The sequence below is a fragment of the Streptococcus oralis genome (assembly GCF_016127915.1).
GTDB lineage: Bacteria > Bacillota > Bacilli > Lactobacillales > Streptococcaceae > Streptococcus > Streptococcus oralis_BO.
Map to the genome: position 1 here is coordinate 688,954 of NZ_CP066059.1, position 12,815 is coordinate 701,768.

Consider the following 12,815-nt stretch of genomic DNA (forward strand, 5'->3'; position numbering starts at 1 on the left):
ACTGGTGATAGTGTCAGTTATCCTTCCACAGTCTTTCTATCTAGTGTAACAAAAAAGCAGTAATATTTCAACTGCTCTTTCTTATTTATTTAGCATAATCTACTGCACGAAGTTCGCGAATCACAGTTACCTTGATATTTCCTGGGTAATCGAGATTGTTTTCAATTTTCTCACGAACTTTGTGAGCCAAGATTGTGACTTTGTCGTCTTTGATTTGTCCTGGATTTACCATGATACGGATTTCACGTCCTGCTTGAAGGGCGAAGCTATTTTGCACGCCTTCAAAGCCATTGGCAATTTCTTCCAAGTCATGGAGACGCTTGATATAGCTTTCAAGAGATTCACTACGAGCACCTGGACGCGCTGCACTCAAGGCATCTGCTGCAGCAACAATCACTGCAATGACGCTTTCGGCTTCCACATCGCCGTGGTGGCTAGCAATAGTATTCACCACAACTGGGTGTTCCTTGTACTTACGAGCCAATTCCGTACCAATCTCAACGTGGCTACCTTCAACCTCGCGGTCAATAGCTTTCCCGATATCGTGAAGGAATCCAGCACGACGGGCAAGAGCTGCATTTTCACCAAGTTCACTGGCGATAATACCAGATAGCTTAGCAACCTCAATCGAATGACGCAAGACATTTTGTCCATATGAGGTACGGAACTGCAAGCGTCCCATGATCTTCATCAAGTCTGGATGAAGATTTGGCGCACCAATCTCATAGGCAGCAGCCTCACCGTATTCACGGATTTTATTGTCAATCTCCTGACGGTTTTTCTCCACCAACTCCTCGATACGAGCTGGGTGGATACGGCCATCCTTGAGCAACATTTCCATGGTCATACGAGCAATTTCACGACGAATCGGATCAAATCCTGACAAGGTTACCACTTCTGGCGTGTCGTCAATGATGACATCTACCCCTGTCAAACTTTCAAAGGTACGAATATTTCGCCCTTCACGACCGATAATGCGCCCCTTCATAGTATCATCTGGTAGGTGAACTGTCGAGTTTGTTGACTCTGCTACATAGTCACCAGCGATACGCTGCATAGCCTGAACCAAGATATCTTTCGCAATCTTGTCTGAACGTTCCTTCACTTCTTGCTCAGCCTCACGAATACGGCTAGCAATTTCCTTGCTCAAGTTTTCCTCTGTTTGAGCCAAGATAATATCTCGAGCCTCAGTTTGGGAAAGGGAGCCGATACGTTCAAGTTCAGCTTCTTTTTGTCTTTCGACTTCCTCTAATTGCTCTTCACGTGCATCAAGGTTTTTTGCTCTATCAGAAATACTTTGTTCTTTTTGTTCAAGTGTTTTTTCTTTGTTCGTCAAATTGTCGTCCTTACGGTCAAGGCTCGTAGCTCTCTCCGTCAAACGACTTTCAATTTGCTTGAGCTCCTGACGTTCTGACTTAAATTCAGCGTCCACTTCTTCACGGTATTTTCTGGCTTCCTCTTTGGCCTCCAATAGTGCTTCTTTTTTAAGAGACTTGCTTTCGCTCTTGGCTTCATTTAGTAATAAATCCGCTTCGCGCTCAGCTTGTCCTCGTAAATTAGTTGCTTCTTGTTCAGCATTTAGAAGCATCAACTCTGCAGCCTCTTGAGATGATTTCATCTTAGCTGAGATGCTGACATATCCAATGACTAAACCAATGATGACGGCAAAAACAGCAATCGCAAGTGTCATGATTTCCATGTTTTTACCTCATTAAATTTGTTTATCGAATGACATACATTCCTTAATATTCTATCATAAAAAACCGATTTTCACAAACCCAAATTGAAGAGTTTTGTGTGAATTTTAGAAGAAAGTTCTGAAATCGCCAAACAAACTTTCTAACTCTTAAAAATGACATTTTCATTAAAACATACAATAAAAAAGCCTACCTTTCAATAGACTTAGTAATGATCTTTAAAGGACAAGAAAGCCACGCTATCTCCATCTATCATATAAATCAAGCGATTTTCTGCATCAATGCGCCGTGACCAAGATCCTTGATAGTCATACTTGAGTGGTTCTGGTTCCCCCATTCCTACAAAAGGATCGCGTTGAATATCTTTGATTAATTTATTGACCCTTTTTAATGTCTTCTTATCTTGGTTTTGCCAATAGCAATAATCCGCCCAGGCATCTTCTGTAAATTTGAGCATCATTTCTCACTCCTCAATCACATGTACCTGAGTGCCTCCAGCACGAACTTGAGCCATTCCTCGCAAGACCTTGTCAGAAAGTTCCTTATTTTGAGCGATTCTCAGGGTTTCCTGAATACTATCCCACTCGCTCTTTGAAAGGACTACAATATCCTCATCTGGATTTTTATTGACCACCGTTAAAGGCTCAAATTCATCATTTACCTTCTTCATGTAGTCTTTTAAATGATTTCGGAATGTTGAGTAAAGAACTACTTCCATAACCATACCTCATTTTACCTCTTTTCCACTATTATACACAAAAAGAAAGAAATTGTCAGGAACTTGTACAAGATTCTTCTTTTCTATCTATTTATTCGAAAATCTTCTAAAAAAGCCTACCTTTCAGTAGACTTAGTTTGTTTCTATCCTAATCGGGACTCTGCCGAAATTCTGCTCTACGATGCTTGGGTGTCCTAGTTGGTAAATCTGGTCTGCCTTTTGAATCATAGCATCCCAAGGTTCTTTGCCAATTCGGCTAACTAGATGGACCTGCCCTTTCAGAGACTTGAGGTGTTGTCTGCCTTTTTCGGTAAAGCCAAGGACATGGATGGCTTCTGGCAAGTCACTTTCTCTAGCTTGCACCAAGATATAAGTCAATAGGCGTCTGACACGCGCCTTGGTATAACGCTTGGTCGCAACCGCCTCGACCAATTCCTCCACAGACTGGGCTGTTTTGATAGCTTCCTTGATGCGCACAGCCATTTCTTGATTGACCTGATAGATCGTTGTTAAATCTGGATTTGACAAAATTTGATAGCGGAGCAAGGGAAAATAATCATCCCAACTCACCTTATTAGCATTTTCAAAGAGGGCAACAGAAGGCATAAAGCGTTCTAAAAAATCTTTGTCTGATTGGTACTGACGGAGGGATGTCGCTGAGGCAAAGTCCACATTCTTATCCACAGAATGGTAACCAGCTCCCTGACGCTGAATCGGATGCAACTTGATGTTTCGTCCCGCAACTGCCTTTGCATAGGCCAAAGCTAGAACATGATTGGGGGTATTGCCTGAAAAATCAAGACCTCCAAATTCCTTCCACATGGCTTGGGTTTTCTGAGGATAGGAGAGCGAATCAGGCAGATTTTCCACAAAATTCTCCATCTCAGTGCCTTGCTCTGTGTATAAGTCAGCAACTTTCTGATAATCCAGAACTTCCTCTGTCCCGAAAGCGAGGGTATCAATGCCCAAGCGAGCCAAGATATCCACAGCTCCTTGACCGAAGAAATCTGCTGCCTGAACACTGACTAAAAAGGGCAATTCCACTACCAGATCCGCTCCATTTTCCAGCGCCATCTGAGCCCGAGTCCACTTGTCCACGATAGCAGGCTCTCCACGCTGCATGAAATTCCCAGACATGGCAACGATTTTCAGTCCCTCCGCCTGCTCCAGCAGATATTTATGCCCATTATGAAAAGGATTGAACTCCGCGATAATACCTGTAATGGTCATGATGTTCTCCTACTTCTGCGCGACAAAAAACCAACGGGTGCTAGTTTCTGTTGGTTCCTTGTCCTCAAAGTCCGCATAGAGTTTGAAGGACTTGAAACCAGCCTGTTCCAGCAAAATATCATAGGTCAAGACCTCATAAGTCCGCTCCTCATGCACTTCATCGTGGCGACTAAAGGAACCGTCAGTCTCCTTGATAAAAAAAGTCAACTCATGCACGATGGAGTGAGGAGCTTCGTCCTCATAGGTGTCCCAAAGCATGGCAAAATCTTCCGCATTTTCATGGTAAGAATAGCCTGGAAAAACTTCATCTGTCTGGTAGGTCGAATGCACGTCAAAGATGAATACTCCGTCTTCGTTGAGGACATTATACACTTCCTTAAAAACGTCTCCTACCTCGACCTCATCCTGCATGTAGCAGATAGAGTCAGAGTAACACGTGACAAAATCATATTGACCTGCCTTGGACAAATCCAGCATATTACCTTCAATAAAATCAATCTTTTGCTTGGCTGAAGTAGCTCTCTTCTCAGCAATCTTCAGCATATCCGCGCTCAAGTCAAGTCCTGTCACATCAAAACCAGCCTGAGAAAAGCGCACAGACTGGATGCCTGTCCCACAAGCAAGTTCCAAAAGCTTCTTTCTCTCCTTGGTCTTAGGCAAATGACGTAGTGAAAAATCCGTCCATTTATCGTATAAACTATCATCCATGACTGCATCGTAAACAGCCGCAAAGGTTTCATAAGTTGCCATAATTAAGATACAAAGAGCGTTAAAAGCAAGGAGAAAATAGAAAACTTTCTGCTGTATCGTCAGATACAAAGGAAGTTTATCTTTTTCTCGCAGCTTTTAGCTCGTGTTCAGTTTCGAGATGAACTAAACACGACGCCCTCACCTTCCTATCCATTTTTCTAAACTAAGCAAATAAAACCCAGTTGACTACAACTGAGTTCATTTCCTATGCTAAGGCTTCTGAAATGTCTACTGACTCTGCCTCATGCCATAGTTTTTCTAGGTTATAGTGGGCACGCATTTCTTCTGAGAAGATATGCACAACGACGCCACCAAGGTCCAGCAAGACCCAGCCTCCAGCTGCATCTCCTTCGACATGGCTACCTTTAAAGCCAGCTTCAGCTACTTTTTCACGGATATTGTCAGCGATAGCGTCCAACTGACGGCTATTCATTGAGCTAGTGATGACAAAGTAGTCCGTCACGCTGGTCAATTCTTGTACGTCAAGTGCGAGGATATCCTCCGCACGTTTCTCATCAGCCGCTTTCACGACTAGTTCTAATAATTCTTTTTCGTTCATTTAGTCCTCTTTCTAGAAAATATGTTTGTAATCTAGGACATCTGCAAAGCGCCCCTCCCAAATGCCCTCATAAAATTCATTTATCGTTTCTGCTGGAATGTCTTTCCCATCAAATGTTGTGCAAGTTCCTTCTGGAATAATAAGCTGATAGCCATATTCAAAGGCGACCTTGACAGAGGTATCCACACAATATTCTGTCTGCATACCACATAAAACTAATTTTTCAATCCCCTGTTTATCCAAGTATTCTTTTAAACCAGTTTCTTTGAAAATACTGTTATACTTCTTCTGAAAGACCTTTTCATTAGGTTTTCGATTTAAAAACTCAGATAACTGCCAATCTTCTGATGTTTGAGCTTCAGAGTCCTCAATATGTTGAACATAGATAATTTCGATATTCTTGCTTCTAGCCTGGTTTTGTAAATAAGAAATTTTTTCCAATAGACTATTTGTCTGAAAACCGGTTTCCACTAAAATATTCTGAACATCAATGATTATAAAAGCCGTCCTCATTTAGTCCTCTTTCAAATAGCGCACAAAGGCGTTATAGGTTTCCAGGGTTTGGGGATAGATGGGGAATCCCTGATGAGCTAAATGCTCCACAGTTCGTGCCGTTTCGTAGGCCACTGCCTTATTAAGTGACAAACTTGCAATTTCACGTGCCATATCCACACCTGGAAAGGCGCGGTTATGCTCGATATAATCTGCAACGTAGATTACCTTATCAAGATTGGTCATCTGATCAGCTCCGACTGTATGGATTTCAATAGCTCGCAGGATTTCAGAATCATGCAAATCCAAATCTTCCTGAATCTTGTAGATGCCAACCATTCCATGCCAGACATTATTGCCCCAGTTTTTGAGGTCAGGGTCTAGCTGGTAACGGTCAATCAAGTCTAGAAATTCCTGATCTGACAGCTTTTTAGCATAGTCATGAAGAAGTCCTGCAAGACCGGCTTTCTCGGCATCAACTCCGAATCGCTTCGCTAGCTCTATGGCTGCGCGCTCCACACCCAAACAATGGGTTAAACGTTTTTCAGGTAGAAGCTCTGCCATTTTTTCCAATAAAGCCTCGCGAGAGCAATTGATATAGTTTTGATAGGCCATCAGTAGAGCCCCTCCTTCTCAATGTAGTCTAGCACTGGCTGAGGTAGGAGAAAGTTGGGTTTCCGACCTTGGGCAAGGAAGTCACGCACCATGCTGGACGAGATATCCATGAGGGGCACATCCACCCAGATAACGGGATAGGAAGTCCCTGCCTTGTAGCGTGGGCGCTGAACTCCAACAAACTGAACCATGTCGACCAGCTCATCAATTCGGTACCACTTAGGCAGATAATCCACCATATCAGCCCCGATAATGAAGTAATAATCCGTATCTGGATGTTGCTCTGTCAAAATCTTCATGGTGTCGTAGGTGTAGGAAATGCCCTTGCGCTCTAACTCAATGGTTTCAATGGCTAGTCCTTCAATCCCCTCAATCGCCAACTCAAGCATCTTGAGACGATGGTGCTCGGGGATGGTTTCCTTTTTATCTACATGAGGAGGTTGGTATTCGGGCATGAGCAGGACCTGGTCCAGTCCCAACTGTTGTCGTACTTGGTCTGCCACAACAAGATGGGCATGGTGAACAGGGTTAAAATTCCCCCCTAAAATCCCGACTTGTTTGCGTTCTTTCTCCTTGATTTCTGGCTCCAACTCTACCTTGGTAAAGGGAGTCAATAATTCGATTGCCATAGGCTCGTCTTCCTTTAATTCTCTGTAAAAACAGTTGTTTGGAGTAGGGTTTTAGATTTCTTTGACTTTTTTAGAAATCTTGCGATTTTCTTTTTTGCTGGATTGTTTAAACAAGATCAAGATGCGTCCGATTTTTTGGACAGTATCCACACCGATTTCTTCTTCCAAGATTTCAGCTACTTCATGGATGTTTTCATCTGTGTTTTGTAAGAGCGTTACCTTGATCAATTCGCGGGTGTCAAGAGCCTGACGAACGCTGGTCTTGATTTGGTCGTTGAGACCATTTTTCCCGATTTGGATGATGGGTTTGAGGGTGTGTGCCTGGCTGTTGAGGAAGGCACGTTGTTTTGATGTTAATGACATAATTTCTTAAAAAGAGTTTCTTTTTATACTTTTCTGAAGTGGTGGCGGGCGTCAGCAAAGTCCTTCGGACTTTCATGACTAAAATCTGAGCCTAAGGTCTCAGATTTTCCGTTGTTGGTACAATTCCTTGTACCAACTGACACCACGGCGAAAAGTATTCGTTATGGGCTCGCAGAGCTCGCCTTTATAAAGATAACTCTTTCCTTTCTGTGTTTAAATAATGGCTTTGCGTGTGACGACGGCGACGCCTTCTGGTGCCCAGACGGCGACTTTGGCGTTGCCTGTTACGCGGATCCAGCCTAGGCCTGAGATGACCAGGTCTGTCTTGTCCTTAATGGTAAATACATGCTGGACTAGTTTTGGGAAATCTTCTTTTTCCTTGCTATTTGGTGGTGTGAGAAGAGTTCCCAGATGCTTGTCATAAAAGGCACTAGCGCCTTCAAGCTTAGTACGATGGAGTTTGAGTTCATTGTCAAAGAAAGCTGTAAATCCTTGCTTCTCACCTGCTATAAAGTCAAAGCGTCCAAGACCACCTAAAAACAGGGTTTGTTCAGAATTAAGCTGATAGGTTTTGGGCTTGATTTCCTTTTTAGGGCTGACATACTTGAGGTTTTTAGCCGTCAAGTAATGGGCCATCTGGTGACGGTGGATAATCCCTGGTGTATCGTAGATATAAGACCCGTCATCAAGCGGAATCTCAATCTTGTCCAAGGTTGTTCCTGGGAAACGCGAAGTCGTGATGACATTCTGGTCACCTGTGATTTCTTGGATAATGGCGTTGATAAGGGTTGACTTTCCAACATTGGTCACCCCAACTACGTAGACATCACGGCCTTTACGGTAGTGTTCGATTTTATCAATGACTTCCTTAATGGCATGCTTATTCTGTGCCGAAGTCAGGATGACATCAACAGGACGAAGTCCTTCTTCATGGGCACGCTCCATGAGCCACTGGCTAATCTTGCCCGGTTTAACTGACTTGGGCAGGATATCTTTCTTATTTCCGACCAAGAGAACATCATTGCCCGATACAAAGCGTGGCAAGCCTGGGATGACAGAGCCATTAAAGTCAAAGATATCAATGACATTAACCACCAAGGCATCACTGTCTCCCACCTCGTGCAAGAGCTTGAGGAAATCATCGTCCGTCAACTGGACATCTGTGATTTCATTGTAGTGGCGGAGACGGAAACAACGTCGGCAATAGACTTCGCCAGTCTCCAAGCCTTTTTCAAGTGCTGATTGGGGAGTAAATCCTAGACCAGCCTTGTCTGTCGTCTGAATGGTTGCTCCACAACCAATACAGAGAATTTCTTCCATAGTTAAATTCCTTTTTTATATGTAATCGGTCCGTACTTTTCAGTGATTTGCTTCATGACACGGCGCTCGCGAGCTCGGTTGATCTGCGTCTTGATCGAGTCGTGTTGGACCAAGGGTTTGACTAAGATCGAGCGAATGCCTGCACGGTGGGCTGCTCGTATATCCGTCATGAGTTGGTCGCCGACCATGACCACTTCATTTTTCTCATAGTGGAATTCCTTCATGGCACGGTCAATCCCAAATGTGAAGGGCTTCAAGGCCCAATAAACGTAGTCAATCCCAAATTTCTCAACTGCACGTTGAACCCGTTTTTTGGTGTTATTTGAGACCACGATGATGCGGATACCCGCGTCACGGAGGTCATGTAGCCATTGCTTCATTTCTGGCGTCCCATCAGGGTTGTTCCAAGCAATGAGGGTATTGTCCAAATCAACCAAAACAGCCTTGATCCCCTGCGCTTGCAGGCTTGGGACTGTCAGATCATAAACTGCTTCCACGGCAAAGTCTGGCATGTATTTTTCAATCGCCATTCTGGCTCCTTTTCTTTTTAATTTCTAGCAATATTCTTTAAACATTGGGCTAAGACTACCCATAAAATGAGACTAGCTATCAAAATATAAATCCAAGCATTTGGTTCATCTGCAAACGGTAGGGGAACATTCATTCCGAAGAATCCTGTAATAACCGCAAGGATAGCTAGCAAGACTGAGATAATGGTCAAAGTTGTCAAATTATCATTTAGATTATTATTTAGGATGTTGTTGTAAGAGGCTGAGAGTTGTTGCAAAACTTGAGAAATCAAGTCTGTCATCGAAACCAACTGATGCGCTTCAATCATGGCATCGTCAAACTGCTCTCTTTCTACCTCATTAAAATTGCGATAAAGAGCATGCCCTTGAATGTGTTCCAAGAGGAGACGATTTTGTTTGGCAGCTGCTGTCAGGTAAACCATACCAGTTTCCAAGTCAGAGAGGGCAAAAAGATTCTTTTTAGTTGTTTTTTGACGAAGAAGTGCACTGATTTCATCCTTACTTTTATCCATCTCTTCAATCACTGGATAGTAAGCATTGCTGATAATCTCTAAACTGGCAAAAAGAAATTTGTAGATTGAAACAACTTCATGGCTTTCGAGGTAGGTTGCCATACGTTTAATCACATAACTATTCTTGTGATTGCTGATAGTAATCAGCCGTTGTTTTTCAACGATAAAGGTCATCGGAATCGCTTCATAATATTCTTTGTCTTTTTCTAAGTCAAGAACATTATAAATAAAGGTTACCGTCTCCGTTTCACGGTTATAATCCATGTGGGCACGCTCATTTCTATCCAGGGCATACTCGATGGTTTCCTTGTCCAAGCCATAGACATCCGAAAGGTCTTCCATGTTTTTAATCTTGTCTACATCAAGGTCTATCCAGGTACAATCGTGACCTAATTTTTTCTCTACAAATAGCATACTCTCTCCTTTACCAAACTCCTTCTATTGTACCACAAATCTGCTAAAATAGCCGGCCTATTCAGTACGAGATAGATTGCTAACGACGGTGATATTGCGATTTGGTACAAAGTGAAGGGCTTGATCGTCACCTCGCAGTTGCGTTGTACGGATTCCTACGCTAACGACCTTTCCAGAAACGGTAATCGGTCCATTTGTGAGAACCACTTCATCACCCACATCAAGCTGGCGTTCAAAAAGGATGAAGAAGCCATTAATGACATCGGATAGAAAGCCTTGCGCCCCCATACCAATGGCCACTCCAGCAATCCCTGCACCAGCAAGGAGGCTAGAAACCGGCAAACCTAAAATAGACAGGATACAGTATAGCAGAAAGAAATAAAGAATGTAGTTAAAGACATTCTCCAGCAAACGAGAGATGGTCTTTTGTCTTCCTGCATCTCTATTTGAAAATTTAAGCGAGGGTTTGACAATCTTTCGTACAGTGGCGTGAAGCATCTTTTTAGCTATATAAAATAGTAAAAACAAAATCAAAAGAGAAATCACCTTGGTCAAGAGATTCTCTAAAATAGTTGTTAAGTCAAGTTTATCAAAATAGCGTTGAAAAAAATCTTGCATATAAAACTCCTTTTTCCTATTATACCATAAAATTCCCCTTCTCTTTTCTTTCATAATTATTCAATTATTGTTCCTATTTTCAAAATATCACTTGCCTCTATAGCATATTTATACTATAATTATAAACAATACATTTGAAGGAGACTGCTATGAAACGAATCATTAGAGCCTGGATCAAGGCAAGCCTCATCAAACGAATCCTTATTGGAATGATTTTGGGAGCTACATTAGGGATGCTCTTTCCAAACCTTACAGGAATTGGTCTGCTTGGAGACCTCTTTGTAGGCGGACTGAAAGCCATCGCTCCTATTTTAGTTTTTGCCCTTGTTGCCAATGCCCTGTCCCAACACCAAAAGGGACAAAACACCAATATGAAGACTGTTATTTTCCTATACTTGCTCGGAACCTTTGCTGCTGCATTGGTGGCTGTTCTAGCTAGTTTCTTACTACCTGTGCAAATCACCCTGACCAGCGCAAATACAGAAGTTGCTGCTCCTGACGGTATCGGTCAAGTCCTCAGCAACCTCTTGCTCAAACTGGTGGACAATCCCTTGAATGCCATTGTTGAAGCCAACTATATCGGGATTCTCTCTTGGGCAGTCGTCTTTGGTCTGGCTATGAGAGAGGCAAGTAAACACAGTAAAGAATTGCTGAAAACCATGGCGGATGTCACCTCTAAAATCGTGGAATGGATTATCAATCTAGCACCCTTTGGAATTTTAGGCTTGGTTTTCAAGACCATCTCTGACAAGGGTATTGCCAGTCTGGCTAACTACGGTGTCCTCCTAGGACTCTTGATTGCTACCATGGCTTTTGTAGCTCTCATCGTCAACCCACTCATCGCCTTTCTCTTTATGAGGAAAAATCCCTATCCCCTTGTTTTGAAATGCCTACGTGTCAGTGGTATTACAGCCTTTTTCACTCGTAGCTCTGCTGCCAATATCCCTGTCAATATGAAACTCTGCCAAGATTTAGGACTGAATCCTGACACCTACTCTGTCTCCATCCCGCTTGGTTCGACCATCAACATGGCTGGCGCTGCTGTTACCATTAACATCCTGACCCTAGCTGCCGTCAACACACTCGGAATCTCGGTAGACTTTGGGACAGCATTTGTGCTCAGTGTCGTGGCTGCCATTTCTGCCTGCGGGGCCTCTGGAATCGCTGGGGGATCCCTTCTCCTCATTCCTGTCGCTTGTAGCCTCTTTGGGATTTCCAACGACTTGGCTATGCAGGTTGTCGGAGTCGGTTTTGTGATCGGAGTCGTGCAAGACTCCTGCGAAACAGCCCTGAACTCTTCAACAGATGTCCTCTTTACAGCGGTTGCCGAGTATGCTACAAACCGAAAACTTCGCCCCTAGTCTCCGACTCCTCGTTAAACACTTGATTCTATTAGTTTAGGAAATTTTCATGTCTCTCACTCAACGTACGACCAAACTGATCTTAGCGACCTGTCTCGCTTGTTTTCTCGCTTATTTTTTAGATTTATCATCAGCAGTTTCAGCTGGAATCATCGCTCTCTTAAGCCTCTCCGACACGCGCAGAAGCACGCTGAAATTAGCACGTAACCGCCTCTTTTCCATGCTCCTAGCGCTCGCTATCGGTGTTCTAGCCTTTCAGCTGACGGGCTTTCACATCTGGAGTCTGGGCATCTATCTGGCTCTCTATGTCCCTCTTGCTTACAAAATGGGCTGGGAAATCGGCATCACCCCTAGCAGTGTCTTGGTCAGTCATCTCTTGGTACAGGAGTCTACCTCTCCAGAGCTCTTGCTTAATGAAGTGCTCCTCTTTCTCATCGGGACAAGCTTTGCTCTATTAGTCAACCTTTATATGCCTTCTCGTGAGAAAGCCATTCAAAGCTACCACCTTCAGGTCGAAGAAAAGTTAAAAGACATCCTGCTTCGTTTTAAATACTATCTTTCAAGAGGAGACGGGCGCAATCAAGCCCAACTCGTTGACCAATTAGACAACCTCCTCGATGAAGCTCTCAAACTGGTCTACCTGGATCACTCGGATCACCTCTTTCACCAGACGGACTACCACATCCATTACTTTGAGATGAGGCAGCGACAAAGTCGCATCCTGCGAAATATGGCCCAGCAGATCAATACCTGTCATCTGGCCGCAAGTGAGAGTTTGATCTTGGCCCAGCTCTTTTCTAAGATTGCTACTCAGCTAAGCCAGACCAATCCTGCTCATGACCTACTTGATGACATCGAACGCTATCTGCAAGTCTTCCGCAATCGGAGTCTCCCGAAAACACGTGAGGAGTTTGAAACCCGTGCCACCCTCCTGCAGCTACTACGCGAAGCCGAAACCTTTATCCAGGTTAAGGTCGATTTTTATCAGAAATATGGAAACTAGAACG

Annotated in this window: 16 protein-coding genes; 2 read left to right on the forward strand and 14 right to left on the reverse strand. The window is 43.5% G+C overall.

Annotation, left to right across the window (positions count from 1 at the left end; genetic code table 11):
* Positions 1-85: 85 nt before the first annotated feature.
* The 14 genes from I6H78_RS03305 to I6H78_RS03370 form a co-directional block, all read right to left on the reverse strand.
* Positions 86-1,699, reverse strand: coding sequence for a ribonuclease Y (locus tag I6H78_RS03305; protein ID WP_000404957.1), 1,614 nt, complete (start codon positions 1,697-1,699; stop codon positions 86-88).
* 203 nt (positions 1,700-1,902) lie between these two features.
* Positions 1,903-2,157: a Txe/YoeB family addiction module toxin gene (locus I6H78_RS03310; protein ID WP_198460028.1), complete on the reverse strand. Its 255-nt coding sequence runs from the start codon at positions 2,155-2,157 to the stop codon at positions 1,903-1,905.
* Between the two features lie 3 nt (positions 2,158-2,160).
* Complete coding sequence (locus I6H78_RS03315) at positions 2,161-2,415, reverse strand: type II toxin-antitoxin system Phd/YefM family antitoxin (RefSeq protein WP_198460029.1); 255 nt, start codon at positions 2,413-2,415, stop codon at positions 2,161-2,163.
* 132 nt (positions 2,416-2,547) lie between these two features.
* The gene (locus I6H78_RS03320) at positions 2,548-3,645 is read right to left on the reverse strand and encodes a nucleotidyltransferase (protein WP_198460031.1); all 1,098 of its coding nucleotides are present in this window, start codon (positions 3,643-3,645) and stop codon (positions 2,548-2,550) included.
* A gap of 9 nt (positions 3,646-3,654) precedes the next feature.
* Positions 3,655-4,395 carry a class I SAM-dependent DNA methyltransferase gene (locus I6H78_RS03325; protein WP_185757902.1) on the reverse strand — a complete coding sequence of 247 codons (741 nt, stop codon included), beginning with the start codon at positions 4,393-4,395 and terminating at the stop codon, positions 3,655-3,657.
* Between the two features lie 205 nt (positions 4,396-4,600).
* Positions 4,601-4,954 carry a ribosome silencing factor gene (rsfS, locus tag I6H78_RS03330; RefSeq protein ID WP_198460038.1) on the reverse strand — a complete coding sequence of 118 codons (354 nt, stop codon included), beginning with the start codon at positions 4,952-4,954 and terminating at the stop codon, positions 4,601-4,603.
* A 12-nt stretch (positions 4,955-4,966) separates the two neighbouring features.
* Complete coding sequence (locus I6H78_RS03335; RefSeq protein WP_198460040.1) at positions 4,967-5,467, reverse strand: cysteine hydrolase family protein; 501 nt, start codon at positions 5,465-5,467, stop codon at positions 4,967-4,969.
* On the reverse strand, positions 5,468-6,061 hold the full coding sequence (yqeK, locus tag I6H78_RS03340) for a bis(5'-nucleosyl)-tetraphosphatase (symmetrical) YqeK (RefSeq protein WP_198460042.1): 594 nt from the start codon (positions 6,059-6,061) through the stop codon (positions 5,468-5,470).
* Entirely contained in the window at positions 6,061-6,690 is a 630-nt protein-coding gene (locus I6H78_RS03345) for a nicotinate-nucleotide adenylyltransferase (RefSeq protein WP_198460044.1), read from the reverse strand. Before I6H78_RS03345 ends, yqeK begins: the two co-directional genes overlap by 1 nt.
* Before the next feature lie 51 nt (positions 6,691-6,741).
* On the reverse strand, positions 6,742-7,053 hold the full coding sequence (gene yhbY, locus I6H78_RS03350) for a ribosome assembly RNA-binding protein YhbY (protein WP_198460046.1): 312 nt from the start codon (positions 7,051-7,053) through the stop codon (positions 6,742-6,744).
* 213 nt (positions 7,054-7,266) lie between these two features.
* A complete protein-coding gene (yqeH, locus tag I6H78_RS03355) occupies positions 7,267-8,373 on the reverse strand; it encodes a ribosome biogenesis GTPase YqeH (RefSeq protein ID WP_198460048.1) in 1,107 nt (368 codons plus the stop codon).
* Between the two features lie 2 nt (positions 8,374-8,375).
* Positions 8,376-8,903 carry a YqeG family HAD IIIA-type phosphatase gene (locus I6H78_RS03360; protein WP_198460050.1) on the reverse strand — a complete coding sequence of 176 codons (528 nt, stop codon included), beginning with the start codon at positions 8,901-8,903 and terminating at the stop codon, positions 8,376-8,378.
* A gap of 17 nt (positions 8,904-8,920) precedes the next feature.
* The gene (locus I6H78_RS03365) at positions 8,921-9,829 is read right to left on the reverse strand and encodes a magnesium transporter CorA family protein (RefSeq protein WP_198460052.1); all 909 of its coding nucleotides are present in this window, start codon (positions 9,827-9,829) and stop codon (positions 8,921-8,923) included.
* A gap of 57 nt (positions 9,830-9,886) precedes the next feature.
* Positions 9,887-10,447 carry a mechanosensitive ion channel family protein gene (locus I6H78_RS03370; protein ID WP_001150569.1) on the reverse strand — a complete coding sequence of 187 codons (561 nt, stop codon included), beginning with the start codon at positions 10,445-10,447 and terminating at the stop codon, positions 9,887-9,889.
* 149 nt (positions 10,448-10,596) lie between these two features.
* Here I6H78_RS03370 and sstT point away from each other — a divergent pair, with 149 nt between their 5' ends.
* Both sstT and I6H78_RS03380 read left to right on the forward strand, forming a co-directional pair.
* Positions 10,597-11,808, forward strand: coding sequence for a serine/threonine transporter SstT (gene sstT, locus I6H78_RS03375; RefSeq protein WP_198460053.1), 1,212 nt, complete (start codon positions 10,597-10,599; stop codon positions 11,806-11,808).
* A gap of 49 nt (positions 11,809-11,857) precedes the next feature.
* Positions 11,858-12,811, forward strand: coding sequence for an aromatic acid exporter family protein (locus I6H78_RS03380; protein ID WP_198460055.1), 954 nt, complete (start codon positions 11,858-11,860; stop codon positions 12,809-12,811).
* Positions 12,812-12,815: the final 4 nt, after the last annotated feature.

Coding starts and splice junctions, on each gene's coding strand:
- rsfS (WP_198460038.1), bottom strand. CDS start 4,954: ATGAACGAAAAAGAATTATTAGAACTAGTCGTGAAAGCGGCTGATGAG.
- I6H78_RS03320 (WP_198460031.1), bottom strand. CDS start 3,645: ATGACCATTACAGGTATTATCGCGGAGTTCAATCCTTTTCATAATGGG.
- I6H78_RS03380 (WP_198460055.1), top strand. CDS start 11,858: ATGTCTCTCACTCAACGTACGACCAAACTGATCTTAGCGACCTGTCTC.
- I6H78_RS03345 (WP_198460044.1), bottom strand. CDS start 6,690: ATGGCAATCGAATTATTGACTCCCTTTACCAAGGTAGAGTTGGAGCCA.
- I6H78_RS03310 (WP_198460028.1), bottom strand. CDS start 2,157: ATGATGCTCAAATTTACAGAAGATGCCTGGGCGGATTATTGCTATTGG.
- I6H78_RS03315 (WP_198460029.1), bottom strand. CDS start 2,415: ATGGAAGTAGTTCTTTACTCAACATTCCGAAATCATTTAAAAGACTAC.
- yqeH (WP_198460048.1), bottom strand. CDS start 8,373: ATGGAAGAAATTCTCTGTATTGGTTGTGGAGCAACCATTCAGACGACA.
- I6H78_RS03305 (WP_000404957.1), bottom strand. CDS start 1,699: ATGGAAATCATGACACTTGCGATTGCTGTTTTTGCCGTCATCATTGGT.
- sstT (WP_198460053.1), top strand. CDS start 10,597: ATGAAACGAATCATTAGAGCCTGGATCAAGGCAAGCCTCATCAAACGA.
- I6H78_RS03365 (WP_198460052.1), bottom strand. CDS start 9,829: ATGCTATTTGTAGAGAAAAAATTAGGTCACGATTGTACCTGGATAGAC.
- yqeK (WP_198460042.1), bottom strand. CDS start 6,061: ATGGCCTATCAAAACTATATCAATTGCTCTCGCGAGGCTTTATTGGAA.
- I6H78_RS03325 (WP_185757902.1), bottom strand. CDS start 4,395: ATGGCAACTTATGAAACCTTTGCGGCTGTTTACGATGCAGTCATGGAT.
- I6H78_RS03370 (WP_001150569.1), bottom strand. CDS start 10,447: ATGCAAGATTTTTTTCAACGCTATTTTGATAAACTTGACTTAACAACT.
- I6H78_RS03335 (WP_198460040.1), bottom strand. CDS start 5,467: ATGAGGACGGCTTTTATAATCATTGATGTTCAGAATATTTTAGTGGAA.
- yhbY (WP_198460046.1), bottom strand. CDS start 7,053: ATGTCATTAACATCAAAACAACGTGCCTTCCTCAACAGCCAGGCACAC.
- I6H78_RS03360 (WP_198460050.1), bottom strand. CDS start 8,903: ATGGCGATTGAAAAATACATGCCAGACTTTGCCGTGGAAGCAGTTTAT.